This is a genomic window from Mesorhizobium sp. P2_F8 (assembly GCF_056403655.1).
In genome coordinates this window covers 50615-76935 of sequence record NZ_JBFUFB010000003.1, presented here as the reverse complement: position 1 = coordinate 76935, position 26321 = coordinate 50615, and the positions used below count along the sequence as shown (strand labels likewise).

The following is a 26321-nucleotide window of genomic DNA, read 5'->3' as shown; positions in this document are numbered from 1 at the left end:
TTGTAGCAATCCGCCTTGATCGATCGGTGTCAGCGCCAGCCCAGCGCCGGAGCGACATGGGTCAGGATCGCCTCGATGACATGGGCATTGTAGTCGACGCCGAGCTGGTTGGGCACGGTGAGCAGCAGTGTGTCGGCCTCGGCGATCGCCTCGTCCTGCGCCAATTCCTTGATGAGCACATCCGGTTCGGCGGCGTAGCTGCGCCCGAAGATCGCCTTGGTGTTCTCCTCGATGAAGCCGATCTGGTCGCTGCTCTGGTTGCCGCGCCCGAAATAGGCGCGGTCGCGATCGTCGACCAGCGCGAAGATGCTGCGGCTGACCGACACGCGCGGCTCGCGCTGATGGCCGGCCGCCTTCCAGGCCTCGCGGTAGACCCGGATCTGCTCGGCCTGCTGGATGTGGAACGACTTGCCACTCTCGTCGAATTTGAGCGTCGAACTCTGTAGGTTCATGCCCAGTTTCGCCGCCCATTCCGAAGTGGCGTTGGTGGCCGCACCCCACCAGATCCGCTCGCGCAAGCCTTCAGAATGCGGCTCGAGCCGCAGCAGGCCGGGCGGGTTGGGGAACATCGGCCGTGGATTGGGCTGGGCGAACCCCTCGCCCCGCAGCGTATCGAGGAAGACCTCGGCGTGATGCCGCGCCATCTCGGCGTCGCTCTGTCCCTCCGCCGGGGCGTAGCCGAAGTAGCGCCAGCCGTCGATCACCTGCTCCGGCGAGCCGCGGCTGATGCCAAGCTGCAGGCGGCCGCCGGCGATGATGTCGGCAGCACCGGCGTCCTCGGCCATGTAGAGCGGATTTTCGTAGCGCATGTCGATGACCGCGGTGCCGATCTCGATGCGGCTGGTCTTCGCGCCGACGGCTGCCAGCAGCGGGAACGGCGACGCAAGCTGACGAGCGAAATGATGGACGCGGAAATAGGCGCCGTCGGCGCCCAGTTGCTCGGCGGCGACGGCGAGGTCGATGGACTGCAGCAGCGCGTCCGATGCCGACCGCGTCTGTGATTGCGATGAGGACGTCCAGTGCCCGAATGACAGGAAACCGATTTTTTTCATGCCTTGCGATATATGGAAGTGGCGGATGGAATGCAAAGCCGTTGCTCGCCGATCTCGGCGTCGGCCGGCTGCCCTGATGGCATCAAATAATGCTGATCCGCGCGTGGCACGATGGCGCTGCCATTGCGAAACCCGCTAGAAGTGGTAGCTACCATTGCGTATAATTAAATCAACTTGATTTGTTTTCTGCGGAAGGTTCGTTGGTAACGCGCACATGCCCCCTAGAAAAGCCATCGCTGGCACCAATCTCGAACAGGCCAAGTCACACAATCGCCGCGTGGTGATCGAAGCGATCAGGACCAACGGTGCCTTGTCGCGGGCGGCAATCGCGCGCCTGACGGCACTGAGCACGCAGACTATCTCCAACATCGTCGAGGAACTCGAGCGGGAACAGCTGCTTCGCGCGCAAGCCACGCTGAAGGGCGCACGCGGCCAGCCGGCGGTCCCCTACTCGATCAATCCCGACGGCGGCTATTCGATCGGTCTGCAGCTCGACCACCAGCTGGCGGTCGGCGTCATCACCGATCTGTCCGGCACGGTTCGCGCCCGCATCGAGCGCCCGGTCGACCGGCCGACACCGGCGCAGGCGATGCCTTTGCTGGCCGCGATAGCCGGCGACCTGATGCGCAAGTTTCGTTTCGACCGCGCCCGCCTGCTTGGCATCGGCATGGCGATGCCGGGTCCGTTCGACGTCGAGGGCATGACCTCGGTCGGGCCGACCGCGCTGCCCGGCTGGCAGGATTTCCCCGTCGCCGAAGAGCTGCAGCGGCTGACCGGCATTCCGGTAACGGTCGAGAACGATGCCACCGCCGCCGCCATCGGCGAGCGGCTCTATGGCGTTGCCCGCAACCTCGGCAGCTTCGTCTATTTGTTCATTGGTACCGGACTTGGCGCCGGCCTGTTCCTGGACGGCCATCTCTACAAGGGCAGCCGCCACAATGCCGGCGAGATCGGCCACATGATCGTCAAGCCCGGCGGCCTCGAATGCGGCTGCGGCAAGCGCGGCTGTCTCGAACGCTATGTCTCGTTGCGCGCCGCCTATGAGTGCCTTGAAATCCCCGACCCCGATCATGCCTCGCCGGAATTGCTCCAGGCATTGCTGGCCAATGGCGACAGTCTGGAAGCGTGGGTAGTCCAGGCAATCGATCCGCTGCGCCAGGCGATCAACATGCTCGAACTCGCGCTCGATCCCGAAACCGTGGTCCTCGGCGGTTTCATGCCGGTCGGCGTCATCGAGCTCCTGGCCAGTCGGCTCGACCCCTTGTACCTGTCGGTCAGCTCGACCAGCGCCCGCACCGTGCCGCGTGTCCTTGTCGGCGCCGCCGGCAAGGACACTTCGGTTCTTGGTGCCGCCGCGCTGCCGATCTTCTCCGAGACCAACCCGCAGTTCGACGTCCTGCAAAAGCCGCACGCCGGCTAGGCGAACGGGAGGTTCCTAGGTCGCCCCGTAGAGCACCGGCATCAGCCCGGCGAGCGCCTTGAACCGTTCCCAGGACTTTCTCTCCGGCTGCGTCCAGCCTGTTTCCGCCAGCGCCGAGATGCGGGGAAACACCAGCCGGTCGAAGACGGCGCGGTCGGTCATCGGCTCCGACCAGATGCAGGCCTGCACGCCGAGCAGTTTCGTCTTTTGCGCGTCCGTCCAGCCCTCGACAGGATCGAAGCCATACAGCTTTTCCGGATCGGACCAGCCGGCCCAGGCCGCACCCGGTTCCGACCACGCCGGGCTGTTGGCCATGTCGAGGTAGTAGACCTGGCCGGGGCACACCACCATCGCGTAGCTCTCGCCGGCAAGTGCGGCTGAGGCTTCGACCGTTCGCCAGCCGCAGAGGTAGCTTTTCTGCTTGTCGATGACATTGCCGTGCGCCGCCTCTTGCCAGCCGCCGGTGACGCAGCCGCGAGACGCAAGGAACGATTGTATCCGCTTGAGAAACTCGGCCTGCAGTACCGCCGCGCCCGAGCCGTCGATCTCATCGGCGCCGTGCGTGTTGGTGACCACGTTGAGGCGCTTGGCATGCGCGGCCGCCAGCCCCTCGCCGCCAACCTCGGTGAGCCGCGCCAGCGCTTGCGGCGAACCGGACCAGGCGCCCAGCGGCACCTCGTCGGCGCCGACATGGATGGTCTTGAACGGAAACAGCTCGATCAGTTCATCGAGGATTTTCTCCAGCACAACGTAGGTCTCAGGCCGCGCCGGATTGATGCAATTGTTGGGAAACCCCTGCACCGAGAAATACTCGCCGCTCTCGCCGGGATCGCGCAGCTCCGGGATCGCCTGCAGCATCGCATAGCAATGCCCCGGTACGTCGATCTCCGGCACGACCTCGATGCCGAATTGGCCGGCCAGTTGAACGACCTCGCGCACGGCAGCCTTGGTGTAGTAGCCACCGCTCGGCTCGGGGCCCGAGCCCAGCAAGGGCGGCACCGGCAACCCATGGCCGCGCCACGCGCCGACCTTCGTCAGCTCCGGATAGGCCGATATCTCGACCCGCCACGCCTCGTCGTCGGACAGATGCCAGTGGAACCGGTTCAGCTTGTTCCAGGCAAGGATACGCAGGAAGGTCTTGATCTCGGCCGTTGCGTAGAACTGCCGGGCGACGTCGAGATGCGTGCCGCGCCAGCCCAGCGCCGGCTCATCGCGGATTTCGCCTTCGGCCGGGAAGAGAAACGTCTCGGGGTGCGATCGCGCCCCGCGCAGGATCTGGCCGAGCGTGACCAGCCCATAGAACAATCCGGTTCGCGTTCCCGCCGAAATCGCGACCCCATCGGCTGAAAACCGGATCGCATAGGCTTCCGGGCCAAATCCGTCCGCGATGCCGAGATCGACCGGCAAGCCGCCTTCGGCCTCGTTGCGCACAATGCCCTCGACAGCAAACAGGCCGTCGACAAGGTCACCGAACGCGCCGGCGGCATCGGCAGCTGCCGTTCCCTTCGGCCGAAGTGCCAGACCTTGCGGAACAGCGCGTCGGCCGGAGACCGCAACGGTGCGCGGCCACGGTATGATCGAAACCGGCACGGGCGCCTGCGCGGGCACCGGATAGATTTCGGCACCGCGCTTCAGCACCGCATTGTCGCCGATCGCCTTGGTCGGACCCAACGCGACAGGAGTCACGGTGCCATCGGCAAGCACGAGGTAGGCAGCGGTGGCGCCGTCGGTCCAGTGCCGCAGCGGATAGCTCAGCCCATGCGCGGTGACGGTCCATGTCTCACGCGGTTGCAGCACCAAACCGTCCGGCGGCGCGAATTCGGAATGGTTGGACAGCCGTTCCGAAAGCCTGCCGCCTTCGACGGTGACGGCCGGATCGATGCGGGCCGGGCCGCTGACGCACAGCCGAAAACCTTCGATGGCCTTCGACGACAAATTGGTGACCGTCAGCGAATAGGCGAGCTTGTCGGTGGCGGTGGCCGGTGCCCAGGTCGTTTCCAGACGGAATGCGGATTTGGATTGAAGCGTCATGACAAGCTTTCGAACGAGAGATCAGGGATGGGTGTTGAGCAGGCCGGCATAGACCCCGGGTTCGGAGTCCGGGATCTGCGTCGCGCCGACGGTGCGCTCGTAGAATTCGGACGGACCGACATCGCCGATGATGGCGTAGCCATAGCCCATGACGCGCATGTCGAGCAGCGTTGCCAGCAGCAGCGCGTGGCCGATGCCGGCGCCGCGCGCGGCCTCGCCGACGCCGGTCGGGCCGAAGAAGCCACGCGCGATCGAATCATAGACGGCAAAGCCGACCAGCTCGGCGTCGCGTGTCGCCAGGAAGCACGAGGCCGGCTGGCGCGAAAATGCCACCGTCGCCTCGCTCGACCAGCCGGCGTTGAAGGTTTGCCGCACCCAGCCAGTCACCAGTTCGAGTTCCGGCGCCAACGCCCGGCGAATGGTGACGGCGGCACGGCGGACACGCGCATCGAGTTCAGGATCGGGCGAAAGCAGCGAAAGATTGACCAGATAATCCATGGAGACCCTATGGTGTTGATTTCAGGACACCGCGCCCAGCGCGCGCACGAAATGGTTGGGACCGACCTGATTGACCACAGTCGAGGGCGGCCGGCTCAGGCGTCGCACCTCCTCGGCGTGACCGAGAAAGCGGGCGCTGTCACCAGCCACGAACGGCCGATCGGGATCCGGCACCGCCGAAAGCAGCAACTGCGTGTAGGGATGTCGGGCATCGCCGATCACCGAGAGTGTATCACCCCACTCGACCATCTGGCCGGCGAACATCACGATCACCTCTTCGGCGACATGGGCGGCGGTGGCGATGTCATGCGTGATGTAGAGCAGCGCCAGTTGCCGTTCCTGTTTGATCCGCGCCAGGAGTTCGAGGATGCCGAGGCGGATCGAGACATCGAGCATCGAGGTCGGCTCGTCGGCGACCAGCACGTCGGGCTGCACGGCGAGCGCTCGCGCGATGTTGACGCGCTGGCGCTGGCCTCCCGACAGTTCATGCGGAAACTTGTGGGCGGTCAACGCCGGCTCCAGCCCGACCCAATTGAGGAGATCGGCGACGCCCTTCACCTGCTCCGCTTTGCTCCTGGCGTGGCCGTGCAGCGCCAGCGGGCGGGCCAGATGATGCTGTACCGAAAACACCGGGTTGAGCGAGGCGAACGGATCCTGGAACACCATCTGCACGGCGCGGCGGTAGGCCCTTTCCTCGGCGGCCGTGCCGGTCCGCGTGATGTTGCGGCCGCGGTAGAGCATCTCGCCGCCGGTCGGGGTGTCCATGCGCGCGATGATGCGAGCACAGGTGGTCTTGCCGCAGCCGGATTCGCCAACCAGCGCCAGCGCGCGACCGCCCTTCAGCGACAGCGAGACACCGCGCAACGCCTGCACCAGGCCGAAGCTGCGCTCGATGCCGTCCAGCCTGACGATCGGCTCGGCCGCGATGGCTGCTGGGGGAACAGTCATCACGGCGTTCATGCGATCGCGTCCTTCACGGGGGGATGGCCGGGCAGTTGCGGGATCGCGCCCCAGAGTTTTCTCGTGTAGTCGTGCGCCGGCGCGCGGCTGACCTGCCTGACGTCGCCGACCTCGACCAGTTCGCCCTTCAGCATGACCCCGATACGGTGGCAGAGCTGCGCCATGAGGTGTAGATCGTGGGTGATGAACAGCACCGAGAAACCGTAGCCGCGTTGCAGGTCGATGACCTGTTCGAGGATCTCGCGCTGCACGACCACGTCGAGCGCGGTCGTCGGTTCGTCCATGATGATCAGTTCCGGCTTCAGCGCCAGGCAGATGGCGATGACGATGCGCTGGCGCATGCCACCTGAGAACTGGTGCGGATAGTCGGTCAGCCGGCTGGCCGGGATGCCGACCAGCTTGAACATCTCTTCGGCGCGCGCCCGCGATCTTTCGCGCGACGAGCCGGTATGCCGGCGCAGCACGTCGTGGAACTGCGCCTCGACCCGCATAAGCGGATTGAGCGAATTCATCGCGCTCTGGAACACCATGCCGATCCGTCGCCAGCGCACCTCCTGCAGGCGGCTTTCCGGCAACTTCAGAAGATCCTGGCCGTCGAGCAGGATCTCGCCACCCGCCACCCAGGCCGGCGCCTTGGCCAGCCGGGTGATGGCGTAGGCGATCGTGCTCTTGCCGCAGCCGGATTCGCCGGCGAGCCCAAACAGTTCGCCGCGGCCGATGTCGAAGGACACGTTCTTGACCGCGCGGAAGGCACCCTTGTCCAAGAGATAGTCGACACTGAGATCGTGGATTTGCAGCAGCGCCTCGTTCACCGTGCCGCCTCCAGGTCGCGCTTGCGCAGCCGGCTGAGGCGCAGCCAGCGGCTGAGCGCCGGACCGGAGCGCAGCTGCGGATTGGCGATCTCGTCGAAGGTGAAGTTCAACAGCGCCAGGCCCAGCCCGACCAGCGCGATGCCGGCGGCCGGCGCGCTGATGTCCCACCAGGCACCGACGATGATGGCGGAGGAATTCTGCGCATTGTAGAGCATCGTGCCCCAGGTGACGTTGAGCGGATCGCCGAAGCCGAGATATTCGAGCGTTGTCTGCGCGACGATGGCGTAGATGATCGAGCCGACGATGTTGATGCCGATCAGCGGCACCAGATTGGGCAGGATCTCGACGAAGATGATGCGCCAGGAAGGCTCGCCGACCATGCGCGCCGCGGTCACGAACTCGCGGTTGCGAAGCGCCATCGTCTGCGACCGCGTCATGCGCGCCCCCCACGGCCATGAGGTCAGCGCGATGATCATCATGATGGCGACCGGCCCGACCGTGCCGGCGAAGGAAGCAAGCAGGATCAAGAGCGGGATGTTTGGGATGACCAGCACCGCATTGGTGATCAGATCCAGAGTCGCATCGGTGCGGCCGCCGAAATAACCAGCGACCAGCCCGATGATGGTGCCAAGTGCGGTGATGAACAACCCGGTGGCAAAACCGACCGCCAACGATGGGCGCGCGCCCCAAACGAATTGCGCATAGACGTCGCGGCCCATCTTGGTGGTGCCGAAATAATGCTCGACAGTCGGCGGCTGGTGCGAGCGGCCGACCCGCTCGCCCGGATCGGTCGGCGCCAGGATGGGTGCGAAGAGCGCCATCAGGCAGAGCGAGGCGACGATGATCAGGCCGGCGACGGCCTTCTTCTGCCGCCACAGAAGTTGCCAACCGAAATTCATGCCCGTTCCTCCCGGATGCGCGGATCGACGACACCGTAGAGGATGTCGACCAGCAGATTGGCGCCGAGCGTCGCCATCGTCATCAGCAGCAGCTGGCCCTGGATGACCGGATAGTCGCGCGCGACACTGGCGGTGAACAGCGTCAGCCCGAGACCGGGATAGTTGAAGACGATCTCGGTGACGATCGAGCCGCCGAACACCGCGCCCAGCATCAACGCCAGATTGGTCAGCACCGGCAGCATCGCGTTTCGCGCCGCATAGGAAAACATCACCGCGGTCTCGCCGAGCCCCTTGGCGCGGCCCATGGTGACATAGTCCTCGCCGAGCACCGATATCATCGAGGAGCGCATCGTCGTCTGGAATTCACCGATCAGATAGGGCGACAGCGTCAGCACCGGCATCACCGCGTGCCAGAAGACGCTGCCGAAAAAAGTGAAGTTCAGGCCCGGATCGAGGTCGGGATTGTAGGCATAGCCGACCGGGAACCAGCGCAGCGTCACGCCAAAGGTGAACAGGGTCGCCAGTCCGATGATGACCGGCGGGATTGCGATCAGCACGACAGAAAACGGCGAGACGAACGCATCGAAGCGTCCGCCTCGCCGCCAGGCTGCCACTGCGCCGAGGGAGACTCCGACGCAGAGGGAAAAGATGATCGCCGTGGTGACCAGGAACGCGGTCCAGCCGGCCGAACGGGCGAGGACCTGGGTGACGGTCTGCGGGTAGTATTTGACCGACACGCCGAGATCGAGCCGGGCGAGGCCGGTGATGTAGTCGACGAATTGTCCCAGGATCGGCTGTTCGACGGCACCGAAGCGGGCCTTGATCGCCTCGATCGCCGCCGGTGTCGCGCGCGGTCCGAGCTGCGCGATCATGCCGTCGACCGGGCTTCCCGGCATCAGACGGGGAACGGTGAAATTCATCACGATGGCAAACAGGAAGGCGACGAAATAGACCCCAAGCCGTCGAAGAGGAATCCGCATCGGCTGTTCCTTGTGCTCGATTGCCTTCTCCGTTTGGCGGAGAAGCTGTCGCTGGAAGCGACGGACGAAGAAGCGGCTGCAGGCATCTTACCATGTCCGGCATCCGGCCTCGCGGCGACCGCCGCCGAAGCCAGGATTTTGCGACACGGACCCCTCTCCCCTCATGAGGGGAGAAGGGCGTTACTTCAGACCTATTGTACCGGCTTCAGGCGCAGCAGATGCATCAACCGCATGCGGTTGTTGTCGTGGTTCTCCGGGTTCATCACCGGTTCGTCCTTGGTCACCCAGCCGGTGAAGCGCTTGGTCGAATACTGATACCAGGTCGGTCCGTTGAACACCGGCACCACCGGGAAATTGTCGGCGATGATCACCTGCACCTGGTCGAACAGCTTCTTGCGGTCTTCGTCGGTGGTCGCCTTGCGGTAGGCGTCGAATACCTTGTCCAGTTCCGGATCGGAGTAGCGCGACGGCGCACTGGTGATGCGCCCGGCAAAGGCCGTCGACAGCGACTGGTAGTAGCCGCGGAACGGCGTCGGTCCGTCGGCGCGGGAGTTCATGACCGCATCGAACGAGCCGTCGAGAATCTGCTTTTGCCACTGTTCGTATTCCGGTGTCGCCACCGAGGCGTTGATGCCCGCCTTGCGCAGGCCTTCTGTGGCGATCTGCACAGCGTCGATCCAGTCGGTCCAGCCATTGGGAACGATGATCGCGAAGGCGATCGGCTGGCCCTTCGGCGTGGTGCGCATGCCGTCGGCGCCCTTCTTGTAGCCGGCGTCGTCAAGCACTTTGTTGGCCTTGTCGACGTCGTAGGTCATCCACACATCCTTGTCGCCTTCGGCCGCCTTGTTGCGCCAGGCGTCGAAGCGCGGCGGCAGGCCGCTGGCGTGCAGGTTGACCACCGGATAGCCAAAGCCGGCAATGTCCACCATCGCCGTGCGGTCCATGACCAGGCTGAAAGCGTGACGGAAATTGATGTCGTTGAAGGCCTCGGCCAGCGCCGGATTGGCGGTCTTGAAGTTCACCTGGAAGGCGATGGTTTCCGCCGGCGGCTGCCAGTAGCCATTGTGGTCCTTGTCGAGCGCGACATAGGTCTTGTCGATCTCGGGCAGGAACGAGCCGATCCAGTCCATCGATCCTTCCGGCAGCAATGCCAGCATCTGGTCGTTGCCGGAGATCTGCGGCAGCTTCAGGCAGTCGACATGCAGCGAGGCGGCGTCCCAGTAATTCGGGTTGCGGCACTGCTCGTAGACCTGCGGCGTGAAGCGGCGGATCTCGGTCATCGGGCCGGAGCCGATCGGCTTCTCGTTCTTGAAGGCGAGCGGATCGGCGACATCCTTCCAGATGTGCTCGGGCACGACAGGGAAATCGGCCATCGATTCCGGGAAATGCGTGTCGACGTCCTTCAGCGTGATCTTCACTTCGGTCGGCGAAGGCGCTTCGACCAAGGCGACGCTGCCGCCGACGCCGACAATGTCGACCGCCGGGTTCTTCAGCATCAGCTCGAGCGTGAATTTCATGTCGGCCGAGGTCAATGGCTGACCATCCGACCATTTGACGCCGTCGCGCAGCGTGTAGGTGATCGATTTCAGATCGTCGGAGAATTTGTAGCCCGTTGCCAGCCGGAAGATCGGCTTGCCGCTGTCATAGTCGTTGAAGATGACGAGCGGCTCGTAGACGAAATCCATCGTGCTCTGGCGGCGCCCGCCAAGGTCGAAGGGGTTGAAGTTCTGCACCCAGCTCGTCTGCTCCTCGATGTGCATGGCGAGCACCGATTCGGCGGACGCCGGTCGCGCGCCGAAGGAGAAAGTCGTGGCGATGGTCGCGGCGACGAAGGCCGTGCCGATCAACAACCGCCGGCGTGAAACAGCCGTCGACGGGTCTTGCAGGGAACGCATATGCGGGTCTGGCAGCCTGTCAGTCATACTTCATCTCCCATTGTTGATCGGCATTTCCGCCTCTTCGGGCGAGTAACGTAAATCAATTTGATTTAATCCTAGGAGGTAAAGGGGGCCAGCGTCAACGGCTCTGTTCGGCCATCCCCATGAAGCCTGTCGAAACGTGCGGCAACGATGGAAGGGGTTCGTCGGCGGAAAGACCTGGATCGCGATGCTGACGGATCGCGTCGAGCCCTATCCCGGGCTCCACGCATAGGTGTCACAGGGCGATCATTGTGACGGGATGGTTTCCCTCTCCGCCGCCGGCGGAGAAGCATCAAAGCTCACACATCGCTATTTTCGAAGGCACCGATGCCTTGTGCGATGAGGTTGGTCGCCATGACCAGCGAGACGATTGCCGCAGAATTGAAGACGACGACCCACCATTTGCCGCCGGTCAGGAAGCCGTAGCCGTCGGCAACAGCCAGTCCCCAATCGGCGGACGGCGGCTGGATGCCGAGGCCGAGAAAGCTCAGCGTGGCGATCGAGAAGAACGCGTATCCGAGCCTGGTGACGAGCTCGATGAGGATCGTTTCCCGAACATTGGGCAGTATCTCCAGGAACATGATGGCGAGAGCACCCTCCCCGCCAAGCCGGGCGGCGCTGACATAATCGCGCTGCTTCTGCTCGCGCACGGCGGCCCGAACGGTCCGCGCCACCAGCGGCGCGTAGGCAATGGCGATCACCAGAACAACGGTCAGGTTCGATGGGCCGATCGCGACAAGCGTCATGGTGACGAGAACGATGAACGGAAATGCCATCAGCGTGTCGAGCAGCCGCGCCCCGATGGCATCGACCAAGCCATCGAAATAGCCGAGCACCAACCCGATGATGCTGCCGGCGGTGACACCGGCAAGCGTGGCCAGCGGCGCAACCAGCAGGATATCGCGCGATCCGACGACGATGCGGGACAGCACGTCGCGGCCGAGCTGGTCGGTGCCGAACCAATGCGCGGCATCGGGCGGCGTCAGCATCGCCAGAAAATCCTCGGCATAGGGATCGTAGGGAACGAAGAGATTGCCGAACAGCGCGCACGCGATCCAGAACAGCAACACCAGCGAACCGGCCACGACCGACGGAGGCAGTCCGGCAAAAGCGCTGCGGATCCTGCGCGTCGCCGCCAAGCCGACCACCGCGCCCCGCGGTGCTGGAAACTCCGCCAGGTCCGTCATGATGATACCCGGCGGCGTTGTCGCGGATCGAGCAAGGCCAGCACGAGGTCGCCTGCCGCCGCCGACAGCACGAATATTGCCGCCATCACCAGCACGCCGGCTTCAAGCATCGGGAAATCGCGTGCCTTGGCCGCGTTCAGAACCAGATTTCCAAGGCCCTGGATACCGAACAGCGCTTCGATCACCACCAGCCCGCCAAGCATGTAGCCGGTCTGGGTCGCAAGCACCGCGATGGTCGGCGTCAGCGCATTGCGCAGCACATGTCGAAAAATGATCTCGCGCCGCTCGAGCCCTTTCAGGACGGCGGTTCGTGTATAGTCAGCGGCCATAGCCTCGATCACGCCGGCCCGCGTCATCCGGGCGATATAGCCGGCAAGGTTCAGCGCCAGCGGCAGCGCCGGCAGGATCAAATAATAGCCATTCGTCCAGAAGCCTGCGCCATCGGGTGCGACGCCCGAGATCGGGAACCAGTTCAGCCACAGGCCGAAAACGATAAGCAGCATCAGACCGGACACAAAGTCTGGGACAATGCCGAAGGAAACGCCCGCCATCACGATCAGCCGGTCGATGAAGCGGCCCGCATTGAGACCGGCGATGACGCCGCCGCCGACCCCTAGCGGAACAAGGAAAATCAGGATGATGCCGGCAAGCGCCGCCGAGCGCTTGAGGCTTTCCAGCACGAACGGCGCCACCGGTCCGCCCATCGACAGCGAGGTGCCGAAATCGCCTGTGAGCGCGTTGCTGAACCAGCGCCAGTACTGGACGAGAACCGGCTGGTCGGCGCCAAGCCGCTTGTTCAGTTCCGCCACCGCTTGCGCATCGGCAAACGGTCCGAGCATGACGCGGCCGACATCGCCGGGCAAAACCTGCCCGGCAAAGAAGACCAGTATGCTGACCAGCCACAGCGTGAGCAGAAGCGTGCCCGCGCGCGCCGACACAGTGCGGCCACTCAGCATCGCGTCCTGCTGCCTCGCCTTGAACCAGTCCCATCCCGATGGAATCGGAATGGGACGCTATCTCCCCGCTCGAGCATCATGCCTGGACGAAGGTAACGCGGTCGAGCAGCAGGTGCGAAATCGCCGTGAAGCGCACGCCCTCGACCTTGGTGCTGGTGATCCGGCTGTACTGCGAGAAGTAGCTGATGATCGCCGGCGTTTCGTCAAGCAGGAGGGTCTGGATCTTGCCGGCGGCAAGGCGCTGGGCGTTGAGGTCGCGTGCCTTGGAGTAGTCGAGCAGCAGAGCATCGTAGGCCGGGTTGTTGAAATGCGCCGCGTTCCAGGCCCCAGAACTCTTCAGGGTCGCGTTGAGGAAGATGTCGGGCGTGCCGCGATGGCCGTAATCGGTGATGCCGAGAACCGAATCCAGCCAGGGCGAGCTGCCGAAGGTCGCCGAGCCGTAATAGGCGTCCTGCGGCAGGACATTGAGCTTGACGTCGATGCCAGCCTTCTTGGCGAAATTCTGGATGATCACCGCATAGTCGGGAATGTCATAAGCGCGCTCGGTGGTCAGCGTCACCTCGAAGCCATTCGGCACACCCGCCTCGCCCAGCAGCCGCTTGGCCTCGGCGATGTCTTGCTTGCGCTGCGGCACCGACGCGTCGGCGGAGGGGAAGATCGGCGCGAACGGGGTGTCGTTGCCGACGATGGCGCGGCCTTTCAGCAGCCCCTTCACGATCGCCTCGCGGTCGAGCGTCAGCGCCAACGCGCGACGGATGCGCTTGTCGGTGAACGGCGCCTGGTCGGTCCGCAGGTGCACCTGGTCATGCGAGCTTGCCTGCACGCTCAGCAGCTTGAAGTTGGGACTGCCCTCGATCGCCAGTTCCAGCCGCGTCGTGCTCGGGATGAGGTCGAGCTGGCCGGCCTGCAGCGCCAGAACCTGGGCCTGCTCATCGTCGAAGAACTTGATCTCGACGCGGTCGGGCAGCGCCTTGTCGCCCCAATAGTCTGGATTGCGCACGAAGCTCGCTCCCTGCTTGGGACGGAAGGATTCGAGCTTGAACGGGCCGGTGCCGTTGAAGGTCTTCTCGAAATCGCCGGCATAGTCGGCCGGCAGGATGACGGCATTGTAGACGTCGGAGGAGACATAGAAGGGGAAGTTGCTGTTGGGACCGTCGAGGTCGAAGGCGACGGTTTCGTCGTCCACCAGTTTGGCGCCGCCCTTGGACAGGATGCCCTTGTAGGCCGACAGCGCCGATGAGCCGCTGGCCGGATCGACAAGCCGCTCGAAGCTCGCCACCACGTCCTTGGCGGTGACCGCACGGCCGTCGTGGAATTTCACCCCTGGCCGCAATTTGAACGTCCAGCGGCTGGCGGTCTCGTCGGCCTCCCAGGACAAAGCGAGCTTCGGCTGCAGCCCATCCTTGGGATCGTCGAGGATCAAATATTCGCCGACCTGGCTGATCACCCCGATGCTGGCCGGATCGGTGACCGAGACGGGATCGATGGCCTTGGTCGGCTGGCCGAGGCCGACGCGGACAATGCCGCCGGCAGCGGCTGCGGCGCGCGCGCCTCCAAGTCCCTGCGAGCCGGCAAAACCGGTGAGGCCGAGCAGTGCGGCGTATTTCAGCAGATCGCGGCGCTTGAGAAAGCCGCCCTGATATTCGTCGACGGCGACATTCCAGATGTCCCCCGACAGATTGCGAAGTGCGTCGATATCTCTGTGTTTGGTCATGTTCTAAACCCCTGTCTGAAATGAAGATTGAAAAGCTGCTCTATGCGACGGGTTCGCCGTCGAGATGGATGCGATCCACGGCCTGCGGATAGAAGGCGACGAGGCCCTTGATCTTGGGCATCTCGGCGATCGGGTCGCGGTAGCTCCAGGCGATGTCCGGGCGCACCGAACCGTCGCTCAAGAGCCCGGACCAATAGGAAGCGATGCCCTTGTAAGGACATCGCGTCGTCGTGGCGGACGCCGTCAGCCGCTCCAGATTGATGTCATCCGGATGCAGGTAGAAGCGCGTCGGCAGATGCGTCTCGAACAGCAGCACCGGGCGGTGGCTGTCGGCGATCGGCTCACCGTCGAACCAGACCTGCACATGGCTCGTGCTTTGCAGCACATCGATGCGCGCATAGGGGTCGCGGGCATGGACGAAGACCTCTTCGTCCTCCTCGAACCACTGGTCGACGAGCTTCCAGCTGAAGGCGATGCGACCGGCGAGCGGCGACAGGTTTTCACCCGGCGGCGACACGAACGACCAGGCCGCGTTGGCGCTTCGTCTGTCGCCGGTGTCGATATCCCAGTAGGCCGTCTCGCCACCGACCGTGTGCGGCTCGCGATGCAGCGAGGGCTTCAGCACCGACGCGTCGACCGACGCCACCGGGAAGAGATAGATCGGCAGGAAGTGGTTGGAGCGCAGCACCAGCACGTTGCGGCTGTCGGCGATGGTGCGGCCGCCGAATTTGACGCGCACGCGCTTGGGGCTGTGCAGGACATTGACGAGATGCGGCGCGGTCGCTTCGCGCGGCTGAAGTCTGGGTGCGGCGGTCATCTTCGGTCTCTGGGGTCAGGACACGGCGCGCGCATTGTCGCGCTGCTCGGCGAAGCGGTTGGCTGGCCGCGCCAGGCCGAAACGGTCGCGCAGCGTTCCCGGCGCGTATTCGGTCGGGAACACGCCGCGGCGCTGCAGCTCCGGCACCACCTGCTCGGCGAAATTCACCCAGTCCTCGGGCAGCAGCGGGAACATCAGGTTGAAGCCGTCGGCGGCACCCGAGACGTACCAATCCTGCAGCTGGTCGGCGATCTGCGCCGGCGTGCCGGCCACGGTCGGCACCGAGCCGCTGTTGGCGAGCTTGCGGGCAATCTCGCGCAGGCTGAGATTCTGCTTCGACCACTGCCGGACCCGGTTGAGCGATGTGCGTCCACCATTGAAGGTGCTCTCGTCCGGCAGCGGCGGCAGCGGCCCGTCCGGCGGATAGGCGGAGAGATCGATACCGCTCCAGCTCGACAGAAGGTCGATGCCGACCTGGTCGGGAAGCAAGGTCTGCAGATACTCCTGCTTTTCCCGGCCTTCCGCCTTGGAGGCGGCAACGATCGGCAGGATGCCCGGCAGGATCTTGAAGCTCTCCGGCCGCCTGCCGTGACGGGCAAGACGCTCGTTGATGTCCCGGCGATAATTGATGCCGTCTTCCCTGGTGCTGAAGATGGCGAAATGCACATCGGCCTGGGCGGTGGCAAAGTTCTTGCCGTCCTCGGACGAGCCGGCCTGGACGATCAGCGGATGGCCCTGCGGTGGCCGCGAGACGTTGAGCGGTCCGCGCACCTTGAAGTGCTTTCCCTTGTGATCGATCGGGTGGACCTTGTCGGGGTCGGCGAAATAGCCCGACGCCTTGTCGATCAGTAATGCTTCGTCTTCCCAGCTGTCCCACAGCGCCTTGACGATATCGAGGAATTCGGCTGCGCGCTCATAGCGGAATGCATGTTCGATATTGCCGTCGCGGCCGAAATTGCGTGCCTCCTCGTCCATGGCCGAGGTGACGACGTTCCAGGACGCCCTGCCCTTGCTGATATGGTCGAGCGAGGYGAACATGCGCGCCACATTGTAGGGCTCGCTGTAGGAGCTCGAAGCCGTGGTGATCAGGCCGATATGCCTGGTCACGCCGGCCAGCGCCGACAGCAGCGTCAGCGGCTCGAGGCGGGCATTGGCATAGTGGGCGACGCCGCTCTTGACCGAATCCCAGATCGACACGTGGTCGGCGACGAAGATGGTGTCGATCTTTGCCCGCTCGGCCGCCTGCACGAGATCGCGGTAGAAGTCGAAGTCCAGCACCTCCCGGCCCGGTGCGCGCGGATGGCGCCAGGACATCCGGTGATCGCCCTGCGGGTTGAAGAAAAATGCGCTGAGGATCATGTGATCTCGAGCCATGCCGGCCTCCTTCCAAATCTGCTCTCCGGAGACCGTCGCGCTGCTTTGGCAGACGGCAACAATCTCTCGTGAGCGATGAAAGGTAGATTGCGCTCCGGCTTAATTCGAGTAATTTTATAGAGATTATGTATTGCCAAAGCGGAAGCGATTGCCCTCGATCGCCGCGCTGGAAGAAAGTGGTTTCAAGCTCCCAATGTCCTCCTCGGTTCTCAACGTCGACCAGCTTTCCATCGCCTATGACGGACGCAACGGATCGCATCCCGCCGTCAGCGGCATGTCGCTGCACATAGGCCAAGGCGAAGCACTTGGCCTGGTCGGCGAGTCGGGATCGGGCAAAAGCTCGGTGGCGCTCGCCATCCTGCGCTATCTGCCAAAAAATGCCCGCATCGCGGCATCGGCGCTTGAATTCCAGGGCCGAGAAATCCGCGACCTCTCCGCCGAGCAGCTTCGCCAGTTGCGGGGCAACCACATCGCGGCCGTCTATCAACACCCGGGCGCCGCCCTCAATCCAAGCATGACGATCGGCCGCCAGATCACCGAGACGATCATGCGGCATCGCCCAGTTCGCCACGACGAGGCCCGCGCGCGCGCTGCCGAACTGTTAGACCGCGTTCGGGTGAGCCGCCCGGACCGGGTGCTGGATCTCTATCCGCACGAATTGTCCGGCGGCATGCAGCAGCGCGCCAACATCGCCATCGCGATCGCGCTCGACCCGTCGCTGCTGGTGCTGGACGAGCCGACGACGGCGCTCGACGCCAGCGTGCAGTCGGAGATCATCGCCATCCTGCACGACCTGCGCAAGGATCACAAAACCAGCGTGCTCCTGATCAGCCACGACATCAACATGATCCGCCGCTCCTGCGACCGGGTGGCGGTGATGCAGTCGGGAACGGTGGTCGAAAGCGGCGTCGCCACTGATGTCTTCGACAACCCTCGCCACGCCTACACAAAGGCGCTCATCGCCTCGATCCCGGCCCTCAACTACACCAAGCGGGACGGCAGACTGGCGGAGACGGACGGACCCGGTCTGGCAGCGCACCCGACAGCCAACGATGAAGACGCCGGCGCGCGGAAAGAACGCCAGATCGCGATCGCCTGCAAAGGCATCAGCCATGCCTTCGGCAGCCAGCCAGTACTCAGCGATATCGACCTCGACATAGGCCAGGGCGAGACGTTCGGGCTGATCGGCGAGTCCGGCTCTGGCAAGTCGACCTTGGCAAGGATCGTCACCGGCCTGCAGACGCCCGACGCCGGATCGGTCGAGCTGTTCGGCAGGACGGTCGCGCCACGCGTTGAGAAGAGAAAACTGGGCGACCGGCGCGATGTGCAGATGGTCTTCCAGTCGCCGGATCGCACACTGAACCCACGCCAGCGGATCGGCAGGATCCTCGGCCGTCCGCTGCGGCGGCTCGCCGGCCTGCGCCGCGGCGAGGTCAAAGCGCGCGTCAGCGAACTCTTGCAGTCGGTCCGCCTTGCCGGCGCGACGGCCGAGCAGAAATTGCGATCGCTGTCTGGCGGCCAGCGGCAACGGGCGGCCATCGCGCGGGCCTTCGCCGGCGTACCGAAGGTCGTCGTGCTCGACGAACCCACCTCGGCGCTCGACGTCTCCGTCCAGGCGACCGTTCTCAATCTGCTCAACGACCTGCAGCGCGACAAGGACACGACCTATCTGTTCATCAGCCACGACCTCAGGGTCGTGCGCTACATGGCCGACAGGATCGGCGTGCTCTATCGCGGCCGCCTGGTCGAAACCGGTTCATCCGACCAGATCTTCCAGGGCCCCAATCACCCCTACACGCAACTGCTCCTGGCCGCGTCCTCCGATGAGGCCGCGCAAAAGCTGTCCGCTCCGGTGGAGATCGAGGCAGCCGGCACGCAGACCAAGGGATGTTCCTTCGCCGACCGCTGCCCCCTGGTCGTGCCCGACTGCAGAAAGGCCGAACCGCCCGCCAGGCAGGTCGCACCCGGCCATCTGATCGCCTGCTGGCGGCAGGGTTCGTGAATGGATCCCCTGCAGCCCAACGGCTCGCAACGGCATCTTTCCGTTCAGGCTCAGTGCGCTGCCATCATTGTCGCAGGATTGGAATCCCGCTTGCAAATGCAGTCTGTTGAGGCCAGCCTAAAGGGATGATGGCACGCAGGTCGCCAAAACATGTCCTTGTCATGCTGCTCGCGGTGTTCTTGACCGCCGGGTTCAGCCTGTCTGCCGTCCAGGCGAGCGCCATGTCGGCGAAGATGATGACGACTGGCAGCGGCATGACCATGCCTGCCGATACCGGCATGGCCAAGATGGCCGACACCGCCATGAATGGCGACTGCAACGCGTGCATCAAAAGCGCCGGCGACACCGGCAAACCGATGCATTGTCCGCCGACCTGCATCGCACCGGTGCTTGCGGTGTTGCCTCCCGAGTTCGCGGCGATGACCCTGATCAGGGTACGGTTGCCGTCGGCGCTGCCGACACCGTTCCTTCATGGGCGAAGTTCCCTGCCTGACCCATTCCCTCCCAAATCCACCGATCTCGTCTGACGCCGTTTCAGCCATCTCGCGGCTGATTTCTGGCGTTTGATTGCCGCTGGCGCTTTGCGCCGGCGAGCACACTGCAATTCGACGTCGAGACTCGGCGTCGATCGAGATCACAAAGGGCTTGAGAGTGAGCATCCATTTCAATCATTCCATTTCACGCCGCAGGTTTGTCCTTGCAGCGGCTGCGGCCACCCTGGTGCGACCCGCATCGTCAATGGCATCCGCCGTCGATGAGCGCCGCATCAGGGTCTCGCCGGGCCAGGCCAGGTTCACCGGCTCCAGGGGCCCGCTTACGCCTGTCTGGGCCTATGACGGGATGGTCCCCGGCCCGATGCTGCGCTTACGCCAGGGCCAGCCCGCCCGCATCATCGTCGAGAACGGGCTGAGCGAGGACACCACGGTGCACTGGCATGGCATCCGCCTGCAAAACGCCATGGACGGCGTGCCCGGGCTGACACAGCCACCGATCAAGCCGGGGACAAGCTTCGTCTATGAATTCACGCCGCCGGACGCCGGAACCTTCTGGTATCACCCGCATGCCAACAGTCTCGTGCAGCTCGGCCGTGGCCTTGCCGGCGCCATCATCGTCGAGGAGGCCGAGCCCGTCGCCGTCGACCGCGACCTCATGTGGCTGCTTCAGGACTGGCGGCTTACAGCGGATGGGCAGATGGCGCCCGGCTTCGGCAGCGCGATGGATGCGGCGATGTCCGGCCGTGTCGGCAACGTCATCACCGTCAACGGCACGGTGCCGGCCGACCAGAGCGTAACGGCGGGCGAACGCGTCAGGCTACGGCTCGCCAATGCCTCGCTTGCCCGCATCATGGCGCTGCGCTTCGAGGGTCACCGCCCGGTCATCGTCGCAATAGACGGCCAACCCTGCGATCCGCATGAACCGGAAGATGGCCGTCTTGTGCTTGCCCCGGCCATGCGCATCGACGTCGTGGTCGACATGCAGGGCGACCCGGGCAAGCGCTACGCGGTGGTCGACGAGTTCTATGACGGTCTCGCCTACACGCTGACCACTCTAGCCTATGACACTGCAACACCGCTGCGTGCCCATCCGCTCGATGCGCTTGTCGGCCTGCCCCGCAATCCTTTGCCCGAACCCGATCTCGCGAGAGCCGAGCGCCAGGAGATCGTCCTGCAAGGCGGCATGATGGGTGGCGGCAAGCTCGCCGGCGTCGGCGGCATGATGGGCATGGCGACACCCGGCATGAACGGTGGCGCTGCCTGGGCGATCAACGGCATGTCGATGACCGGCGATGGCCATGCCGGCATGGCGCCACAATTCACCTTGCCGCGCGGCGCAACCTGTCATCTCACCATGCGCAATGAAACCGCCTGGCGGCATCCCATGCATATCCATGGCTTCAGCATGCTGGTGCTCGCGCGCAACGGTTCGCCGGTGCCGCACCCACAGTGGCAGGACACGGTGCTGCTCGCCCCCAAAGACACGATCGAATGCGCCTTCGTCGCCGACAATCCCGGCGACTGGATGCTGCACTGCCATGTCGCCGACCATCAGATGGCCGGCCTCATGACGGTGTTTCGAGTTGGCTGAAATTGAACGCTACCAAAAGGAGACTGCAATGAAACTGACCTACCGCCTCGCCGCCCTTGCCGTCCTGACCGCAACGCCGCTGCCCGCATTCGCGGCGACAATCAATGCTGTGATGTACAAGAACCCAAGCTGCAGCTGCTGCGAGACCTATGCCGCCTATCTCGAAAAGAACGGCTTCAAGGTCGAGCTCAAGCCGTCCAACGACCTGGACCAGATAAGCGCCGGCCTTGGCGTTCCCGAGAAATTGCAGGGCTGCCATTCCGTGGTGATCGGCGATTACGTGGTCGATGGCTTCGTGCCGGTCGACCTTATCAAGAAGATGCTGGCGGAACGTCCTGAAATCACAGGCATCGCTATGCCGGGCATGCCGATGGGTTCGCCGGGAATGGGCGGCGAGAAGACCGAGACCTGGACGATTTACGCCTTCACCAAGGATGGTAAGGCGCCAACCGTCTACGCGACCGAGTGACAGCGACATCGATCTGATTTTTCACTCAAGGAGAACTCAAATGAAACGGACTTATTCCCTCGCCGCCTTCGCAGTCGCGATCGCTATGCCGCTACCTGCCGTCGCAGCGACCATCACCGCTGTGATGTACAAGAACCCGCAATGCAGCTGCTGTGAATCCTACGCCAGGTATCTGGAGCACAACGGCTTCAAGGTCGACATCAAGCCGGTCAACAACCTGTCCCAGATCAGCAGCGATGCGGGTGTGCCGGCCGACCTCGAAGGCTGCCACACGCTGATGGTCGACGGCTATGTCGTCGACGGGCTGGTGCCGGTCGATATCGTCAAGAAACTGTTGACCGAACGGCCCGCCATCACCGGCATCACCTTGGCCGGCATGCCAACCGGCGCTCCCGGCATGGGTGGCGAGAAGGCTGGCCCTTTCATCGTCTACGCCTTCACCAAGGACGGCAAGGCGCCCACCGTGTACGCGACCGACTGAAGGGCAACCGCGATGCCTGCCGATATGTCGGATTGCCCTGCCAGAACCGGAAGCCCGGAGTTCCTGCCACCGTGCTGGGCTTGGGAGCTTCCTCGCATACACGTACATTCGTTTGTGCTAATACATTGTGGTCACGCACATTCGTTCGTGACCAATATGTGGGAGGACGCGATGAAAACCCTGAATCGCAGGTCTGCAATTGCTCTCGGTGTGACGGCTGCCGCGATAACGCCTCTGTTCACCCTGGTGGCGTCCGCGAAGACCAAGAAATACGGCCCGAAGGATGGCAAGGAGATTGCGCCCGGTGTCAGGGTGGTTGAGGTCGGCACCGGCAACTCCGACATTCCCGCCTACAAGAGCATTTCAATCGTCGACGTCGTGTTTCAGCCTGGAGCACACGCTCCCGCGATGATGATGGACAATGACATGGTCTGCACGATCACCGCTGGTGCATTCACGATCAAGAAACAGGACAAGGAATTCAAGCTCGAGGAAGGCGGCATATACACATGCACTAAGGGCAAGACCGACGAGGCCACGAATACAAGCAAAGTGGTCGGCATACATCGTATCGCCGTTTTGATACCTGCCTAGGAGACCACATACGGCCGGACGGAAGGTTGCATGCTGTCCGGCCGGCGCTTGCGCATCGCCGGCTGTTGGCCTCGGCTAACGCCTTCGGCAAGGTGGGCAGACCTCCACGACTTGCCAGGCGTCTGCTGGTGCTGCCCGGCCATGCATCGCGCCGTCTGCTTGCTTTCGTTCAGGCACAGTGTGATGCCGTCATTGGCTCTTGAACGGCCAAGCCGGACCCGCGTAACATCACTCCATCTGAACTGAGTCTTGCTCTATTCATCCGGGCTAATGCACGGATTGGGTTGGATATTTTCCTTTGAATACGCTAGCAATCGGCAGCGCGCCGGAGCGCGGCAAATCGTTCGCCCATGTGGCCGAAGCCTCTTGGGGCAAAGGCCTGAGCACCTTGCTCCGTATCGTGCGCATGACGCTGCGCCATCCCTGGCAGGTCGCCATCACACTCGTCTCGACCTTCATCGCCGCGACGCTGCAGCTCTTCATTCCACGCCTGCTGGGACGCGCCATCGACCAGGCGCAGGGCGTCATGACAGCCGGGGCCGGTGCCGCGGCGGAGCATGCGCTGTGGAACACCGCCTTGACGCTGCTCGTCGTCAGCATCCTGCGCGGTCTCTTCACCATGGCGCAGAACTATTACGGCGAGGCCGTCGGCCATCGAACCGGCTATGAGCTGCGCCTGGCTTTCTACGAGAAGATCCAGCGCCTGAGCTTCTCCTACCACGACCGGGTCCACACCGGCGATCTGATCACGCTCGGCCTGCTCGATCTCGACGGTGTGCGCATGTTCTTTTCCACCGGCATCCTGCGCGTCGTCCTGCTCGGCGTGTTGATCGGCGTCGGCGCCTACCTGCTGATCAGCACCGATCTGGTGCTCGGGCTGTTGAGCCTGAGCTTCGTGCCGTTCGTCGCCTGGCGCTCCTCGGTCACCCAGCTGGCGCTGCGAAGCACCTGGCTGACCTTGCAGCAGCGCCTGTCGGTGCTGAGCCGTGTGATGGACGAGAATCTCGGCGGCATCCGTGTCGTGCGTGCCTTTGCGGCGCAGCGGCATGAGCTCGAAAAATTCGACCGCGCCAAGCAGGATGCGCTGGACCTCGCCAACAAGCGCGTCGACATCCGTGTCGGCAACACCAGCGCCATGAACTTCTCGTTCCTCGCCGCCATGGGCCTGGTGCTTTGGTTTGGTGGGCAGAAGGTGATTGCGGGTCAAATCAGCGTCGGCACGCTGGCCCAATTCCTCACCTTCATGACCATCCTGCAGATGCCGGTGCGCCAGCTCGGCCTGATGGTCAACTCGTTCGCGCGCGCATCGACCTGCGGTACCAGGCTGTTCGAACTGCTCGATGCCGAACTGGACATCAAGGACGCGCCGGGCGCCAGGGACCTCGTCGTCACCGAGGGCGTGCTGCGCTTCGACAATGTCGGCTTCCGCTATGCGGGCGCGGGCGACCGGCCGACGCTGTCCGGCATTTCCTTCGAGGCGAGGTCCGGCGAGACCATCGGCATCGTCGGCCCGCCCGGCAGCGGCAAGTCGACCATCGCGCACCTGATCCCGCGCTTCTACGACGTCACCTCGGGCAGCATCACCATCGATGGCCAGGACATCAGCAAGGTCACGCTGCAATCGCTGCGCAAGGCCGTCGGCGTCGTGCAGCAGGATGCGTTCCTGTTCACCACCTCGATCGAGAACAACATCGCCTATGGCAATCCCTGGGCACGCGAGACCCGCATCGGGCAGGCAGCCGAGTTCGCCCAGTTGCACAACTACATCATCGGGCTTCCCGCCGGCTACACCACGGTCGTCGGCGAACGCGGCGCCTCGCTGTCCGGCGGCCAGCGACAGCGCCTGACCATCGCGCGCAGCCTGATGCTGCGGCCATCGGTGCTGGTCTTCGACGATTCCACCGCGGCCATCGACGCCGGCACCGAGCAGCGCATCCGGGCGGCGATGAAGCGCTTCGCGAAGGATCGCGTGACGCTGATTATTTCGCATCGGCTGAGTTCGCTGATGCATGCCGACCAGATCCTGTTCGTCGAGAATGGCCGCATCGTCGAGCGCGGCACGCATGAGGAGTTGCTGGCGCTCGGCGGGCGCTATCGCGCGCTCTACGACCTGCAGCTGCGGCCGGACGACGATCGGCCCACGACTCTGGGAGCCGCGTGATGTCGGCACAGAGCGACGACGAGAAGGAAGACACCAGCGGACGGCCGACAAAGGCAGTCGTCGGCTCGCACCGCGACGAGGAAGAGGTTTTCGGCAAGGCCTACGATCCGCGCATCGTGCGGCGTATCTGGAGCTTCGTGAAACCGTATCAGGGCCGGATTTTCATCTCGGTCGCCGCGGTGCTGGTGTTCACGCTGACGCAACTGGCGATCCCGCTGGTCATCCGCTACGCCATCGACCACGGCATGGCGACAGGCAGGCTCGACCAGTCAGTGATGATCTCTGCCATCGGCGCCTTCACGCTGATCATCCTCATCAACTATGCCGCCAGCCATGTGCAGGAAAGCGTCGTCGGCAAGGTTGCCGAGAACGTGCTATCGGACCTGCGCCGCGCCATGTTCAGCCACCTGCAGCGGGTCTCGCTGAGCTTCATGGACAAGACCGAGGTCGGCCGCCTGATGTCGCGCCTGCAGGGCGACGTCAATTCGATGCAGGAATTCCTCGAGACGTCGGTGATGTCGGTGGGCGATATCGTGCTCTTGTTCGGCATCGTCAGCGTCCTGTTGTGGCTGGATTTCCGGCTCGGCCTTTTGACGCTGTCGACCATGCCGGTGCTGTTCATCGTGCGCCTGTTCTGGCTGCCGCGCGCCAAGGTCGCCTTCATGGCCGCGCACGAGACCAACTCGATCGCCAACGGCGCGCTGGCGGAAGGCATCCATGGCGTGCGCACGGTGCAGAGCCTCGAACGCCAGCACGTCAATTTCGACCTCTACGACGAGAAGGTGCTGGCCAATCTCAATGCCCACCTGACGTCGGCGAAATATGCGCAGGTGATGGTGCCGATCGTCGACACGCTGACCGGCATCGCCATGGCGACCGTCATCGTTGTCGGCGGTTCGATGGTGCTCTCGCACAGCCTCGACGTCGGCGTCATGGTGGCGTTCCTGTTCTACATCCAGCGCTTCTTCGACCCGATCCGCTCGCTCACCATGCAGTACAGCGTCATGCAGCGCGCCATGGCTTCGGGCCAGCGTATCTCGGAAGTGCTCGATGTCCCGGTGGATGTCAGCGACAAGGATGGTGCCGTGGCGCTGTCGCGCGACATGGATGGCTCTGTCGAGTTCAGGAACGTCACCTTCGGCTACCGGCAGAACCTGCCGGTGCTGAAGAACATCTCCTTCCGCGTCAATCCGGGCGAGACCATCGCATTGGTCGGCCCGACCGGGTCGGGCAAGTCGAGCTCGATGGCGCTGGTGCACCGCTTCTACGATGTCTGGTCAGGCCAGGTCCTGGTCGGCGGCCACGACGTGCGTGACCTGACCCAGGATTCGCTCGGCGATCAGGTGGCCATGGTGCTGCAGGAACCGTTCCTGTTTTCCGGCTCGGTCCTGGAGAACATCCGCTATCACAAGACCTCCGCCAGCCGCGACGAGGTGGTCCGCGCCGCACAGGCCGTCGGCGCGCACGACTTCATCGGGAACTTGCCCGATGGCTACGACACCGAGCTCGAGCAGCGCGGCGGCAATCTCTCACTCGGCCAGCGCCAGTTGATCAGCTTTGCGCGGGCGCTGGTGGCCGACGCCAAGATCCTCGTCCTCGACGAGGCCACGGCCAGCATCGATTCCTACACCGAGATGCTGATCCAGAAAGCGCTGATAAAACTGCTGGAAGGCCGCACCGGACTGGTCATCGCACACCGGCTGGCCACCATTCGCAGCGCCGACCGCATCATCGTCCTGCAGAACGGCGAGATCGTCGAAAGCGGCAACCACGAACAGTTGATGGCACAAAAAGGGCTCTACGCCCGCCTCTACAACATGAACTACGCTTCCTTCGACGACATTTCGGAAGGCGAGCTGGAACTGGACGCGGCGGTCGGCAAGGCGACGTAACCAGGTTTGTCGACGATG

General features: G+C 64.0%; 22 protein-coding genes. 9 read left to right on the top strand and 13 right to left on the bottom strand.

Annotated elements, in window-relative coordinates; genetic code table 11:
- Nucleotides 1-29 precede the first annotated feature (29 nt).
- On the bottom strand, nt 30-1052 hold the full coding sequence (locus AC1DZP_RS07600) for an LLM class flavin-dependent oxidoreductase (protein ID WP_477301298.1): 1023 nt from the start codon (nt 1050-1052) through the stop codon (nt 30-32).
- A 214-nt stretch (nt 1053-1266) separates the two neighbouring features.
- Between AC1DZP_RS07600 and AC1DZP_RS07595 the strand changes: the two genes are divergently transcribed.
- Nucleotides 1267-2472, top strand: a complete 1206-nt coding sequence (locus AC1DZP_RS07595; protein WP_477301296.1) for an ROK family transcriptional regulator — start codon at nt 1267-1269, stop codon at nt 2470-2472.
- A 15-nt stretch (nt 2473-2487) separates the two neighbouring features.
- Here AC1DZP_RS07595 and AC1DZP_RS07590 read toward each other — a convergent pair whose 3' ends face one another.
- The 12 genes from AC1DZP_RS07590 to AC1DZP_RS07535 form a co-directional block, all read right to left on the bottom strand.
- On the bottom strand, nt 2488-4503 hold the full coding sequence (locus tag AC1DZP_RS07590) for a beta-N-acetylhexosaminidase (RefSeq protein ID WP_477301294.1): 2016 nt from the start codon (nt 4501-4503) through the stop codon (nt 2488-2490).
- 21 nt (nt 4504-4524) lie between these two features.
- Nucleotides 4525-5001 carry a GNAT family N-acetyltransferase gene (locus AC1DZP_RS07585; protein ID WP_477301293.1) on the bottom strand — a complete coding sequence of 159 codons (477 nt, stop codon included), beginning with the start codon at nt 4999-5001 and terminating at the stop codon, nt 4525-4527.
- Between the two features lie 21 nt (nt 5002-5022).
- A complete protein-coding gene (locus AC1DZP_RS07580) occupies nt 5023-5961 on the bottom strand; it encodes an ABC transporter ATP-binding protein (protein ID WP_477301291.1) in 939 nt (312 codons plus the stop codon).
- On the bottom strand, nt 5958-6773 hold the full coding sequence (locus AC1DZP_RS07575) for an ABC transporter ATP-binding protein (RefSeq protein WP_477301289.1): 816 nt from the start codon (nt 6771-6773) through the stop codon (nt 5958-5960). Before AC1DZP_RS07575 ends, AC1DZP_RS07580 begins: the two co-directional genes overlap by 4 nt.
- Nucleotides 6770-7672 carry an ABC transporter permease gene (locus AC1DZP_RS07570; protein ID WP_477301287.1) on the bottom strand — a complete coding sequence of 301 codons (903 nt, stop codon included), beginning with the start codon at nt 7670-7672 and terminating at the stop codon, nt 6770-6772. Before AC1DZP_RS07570 ends, AC1DZP_RS07575 begins: the two co-directional genes overlap by 4 nt.
- Nucleotides 7669-8652, bottom strand: a complete 984-nt coding sequence (locus AC1DZP_RS07565; RefSeq protein WP_111543179.1) for an ABC transporter permease — start codon at nt 8650-8652, stop codon at nt 7669-7671. The genes AC1DZP_RS07570 and AC1DZP_RS07565 overlap by 4 nt, the downstream gene beginning before the upstream one ends.
- 191 nt (nt 8653-8843) lie before the next feature.
- On the bottom strand, nt 8844-10574 hold the full coding sequence (locus tag AC1DZP_RS07560; protein ID WP_477301285.1) for an ABC transporter substrate-binding protein: 1731 nt from the start codon (nt 10572-10574) through the stop codon (nt 8844-8846).
- 296 nt (nt 10575-10870) lie between these two features.
- A complete protein-coding gene (locus tag AC1DZP_RS07555; RefSeq protein ID WP_477301283.1) occupies nt 10871-11758 on the bottom strand; it encodes an ABC transporter permease in 888 nt (295 codons plus the stop codon).
- A complete protein-coding gene (locus tag AC1DZP_RS07550; RefSeq protein ID WP_477301281.1) occupies nt 11755-12714 on the bottom strand; it encodes an ABC transporter permease in 960 nt (319 codons plus the stop codon). Before AC1DZP_RS07550 ends, AC1DZP_RS07555 begins: the two co-directional genes overlap by 4 nt.
- A 76-nt stretch (nt 12715-12790) precedes the next feature.
- Nucleotides 12791-14428: an ABC transporter substrate-binding protein gene (locus AC1DZP_RS07545; RefSeq protein ID WP_477301279.1), complete on the bottom strand. Its 1638-nt coding sequence runs from the start codon at nt 14426-14428 to the stop codon at nt 12791-12793.
- Between the two features lie 40 nt (nt 14429-14468).
- On the bottom strand, nt 14469-15245 hold the full coding sequence (locus AC1DZP_RS07540) for a DUF427 domain-containing protein (protein WP_477301277.1): 777 nt from the start codon (nt 15243-15245) through the stop codon (nt 14469-14471).
- Nucleotides 15246-15260: 15 nt separating this feature from the next.
- Nucleotides 15261-16619 (bottom strand): LLM class flavin-dependent oxidoreductase, encoded by a 1359-nt coding sequence (locus tag AC1DZP_RS07535; RefSeq protein WP_477301275.1) that lies wholly within the window; start codon nt 16617-16619, stop codon nt 15261-15263.
- A gap of 193 nt (nt 16620-16812) precedes the next feature.
- Here AC1DZP_RS07535 and AC1DZP_RS07530 point away from each other — a divergent pair, with 193 nt between their 5' ends.
- From AC1DZP_RS07530 to AC1DZP_RS07495, 8 genes are all read left to right on the top strand, one after another.
- Complete coding sequence (locus AC1DZP_RS07530) at nt 16813-18621, top strand: dipeptide ABC transporter ATP-binding protein (protein WP_477301273.1); 1809 nt, start codon at nt 16813-16815, stop codon at nt 18619-18621.
- Nucleotides 18622-18746: 125 nt separating this feature from the next.
- Entirely contained in the window at nt 18747-19148 is a 402-nt protein-coding gene (locus tag AC1DZP_RS07525) for a hypothetical protein (protein ID WP_457153851.1), read from the top strand.
- Between the two features lie 211 nt (nt 19149-19359).
- Nucleotides 19360-20706 (top strand): multicopper oxidase family protein, encoded by a 1347-nt coding sequence (locus AC1DZP_RS07520; protein ID WP_477301271.1) that lies wholly within the window; start codon nt 19360-19362, stop codon nt 20704-20706.
- A gap of 28 nt (nt 20707-20734) precedes the next feature.
- The gene (locus tag AC1DZP_RS07515; RefSeq protein WP_477301270.1) at nt 20735-21175 is read left to right on the top strand and encodes a DUF411 domain-containing protein; all 441 of its coding nucleotides are present in this window, start codon (nt 20735-20737) and stop codon (nt 21173-21175) included.
- A 40-nt stretch (nt 21176-21215) separates the two neighbouring features.
- Nucleotides 21216-21656 (top strand): DUF411 domain-containing protein, encoded by a 441-nt coding sequence (locus AC1DZP_RS07510; protein WP_457153854.1) that lies wholly within the window; start codon nt 21216-21218, stop codon nt 21654-21656.
- Between the two features lie 171 nt (nt 21657-21827).
- Nucleotides 21828-22250: a hypothetical protein gene (locus AC1DZP_RS07505; RefSeq protein ID WP_457153855.1), complete on the top strand. Its 423-nt coding sequence runs from the start codon at nt 21828-21830 to the stop codon at nt 22248-22250.
- A 298-nt stretch (nt 22251-22548) separates the two neighbouring features.
- A complete protein-coding gene (locus AC1DZP_RS07500) occupies nt 22549-24411 on the top strand; it encodes an ABC transporter ATP-binding protein (protein WP_477301267.1) in 1863 nt (620 codons plus the stop codon).
- Nucleotides 24411-26303 carry an ABC transporter ATP-binding protein gene (locus AC1DZP_RS07495; protein WP_477301265.1) on the top strand — a complete coding sequence of 631 codons (1893 nt, stop codon included), beginning with the start codon at nt 24411-24413 and terminating at the stop codon, nt 26301-26303. The genes AC1DZP_RS07500 and AC1DZP_RS07495 overlap by 1 nt, the downstream gene beginning before the upstream one ends.
- Nucleotides 26304-26321 lie beyond the last annotated feature (18 nt).

Excerpts from the sequence above, each read along its gene's own strand:
- AC1DZP_RS07600 (WP_477301298.1), bottom strand. The coding sequence starts at position 1,052 with ATGAAAAAAATCGGTTTCCTGTCATTCGGGCACTGGACGTCCTCATCG.
- AC1DZP_RS07595 (WP_477301296.1), top strand. The coding sequence starts at position 1,267 with ATGCCCCCTAGAAAAGCCATCGCTGGCACCAATCTCGAACAGGCCAAG.
- AC1DZP_RS07590 (WP_477301294.1), bottom strand. The coding sequence starts at position 4,503 with ATGACGCTTCAATCCAAATCCGCATTCCGTCTGGAAACGACCTGGGCA.
- AC1DZP_RS07585 (WP_477301293.1), bottom strand. The coding sequence starts at position 5,001 with ATGGATTATCTGGTCAATCTTTCGCTGCTTTCGCCCGATCCTGAACTC.
- AC1DZP_RS07580 (WP_477301291.1), bottom strand. The coding sequence starts at position 5,961 with ATGAACGCCGTGATGACTGTTCCCCCAGCAGCCATCGCGGCCGAGCCG.
- AC1DZP_RS07570 (WP_477301287.1), bottom strand. The coding sequence starts at position 7,672 with ATGAATTTCGGTTGGCAACTTCTGTGGCGGCAGAAGAAGGCCGTCGCC.
- AC1DZP_RS07565 (WP_111543179.1), bottom strand. The coding sequence starts at position 8,652 with ATGCGGATTCCTCTTCGACGGCTTGGGGTCTATTTCGTCGCCTTCCTG.
- AC1DZP_RS07560 (WP_477301285.1), bottom strand. The coding sequence starts at position 10,574 with ATGACTGACAGGCTGCCAGACCCGCATATGCGTTCCCTGCAAGACCCG.
- AC1DZP_RS07555 (WP_477301283.1), bottom strand. The coding sequence starts at position 11,758 with ATGACGGACCTGGCGGAGTTTCCAGCACCGCGGGGCGCGGTGGTCGGC.
- AC1DZP_RS07550 (WP_477301281.1), bottom strand. The coding sequence starts at position 12,714 with ATGCTGAGTGGCCGCACTGTGTCGGCGCGCGCGGGCACGCTTCTGCTC.
- AC1DZP_RS07545 (WP_477301279.1), bottom strand. The coding sequence starts at position 14,428 with ATGACCAAACACAGAGATATCGACGCACTTCGCAATCTGTCGGGGGAC.
- AC1DZP_RS07540 (WP_477301277.1), bottom strand. The coding sequence starts at position 15,245 with ATGACCGCCGCACCCAGACTTCAGCCGCGCGAAGCGACCGCGCCGCAT.
- AC1DZP_RS07530 (WP_477301273.1), top strand. The coding sequence starts at position 16,813 with ATGTCCTCCTCGGTTCTCAACGTCGACCAGCTTTCCATCGCCTATGAC.
- AC1DZP_RS07525 (WP_457153851.1), top strand. The coding sequence starts at position 18,747 with ATGATGGCACGCAGGTCGCCAAAACATGTCCTTGTCATGCTGCTCGCG.
- AC1DZP_RS07520 (WP_477301271.1), top strand. The coding sequence starts at position 19,360 with ATGGCATCCGCCGTCGATGAGCGCCGCATCAGGGTCTCGCCGGGCCAG.
- AC1DZP_RS07515 (WP_477301270.1), top strand. The coding sequence starts at position 20,735 with ATGAAACTGACCTACCGCCTCGCCGCCCTTGCCGTCCTGACCGCAACG.
- AC1DZP_RS07510 (WP_457153854.1), top strand. The coding sequence starts at position 21,216 with ATGAAACGGACTTATTCCCTCGCCGCCTTCGCAGTCGCGATCGCTATG.
- AC1DZP_RS07505 (WP_457153855.1), top strand. The coding sequence starts at position 21,828 with ATGAAAACCCTGAATCGCAGGTCTGCAATTGCTCTCGGTGTGACGGCT.
- AC1DZP_RS07495 (WP_477301265.1), top strand. The coding sequence starts at position 24,411 with ATGTCGGCACAGAGCGACGACGAGAAGGAAGACACCAGCGGACGGCCG.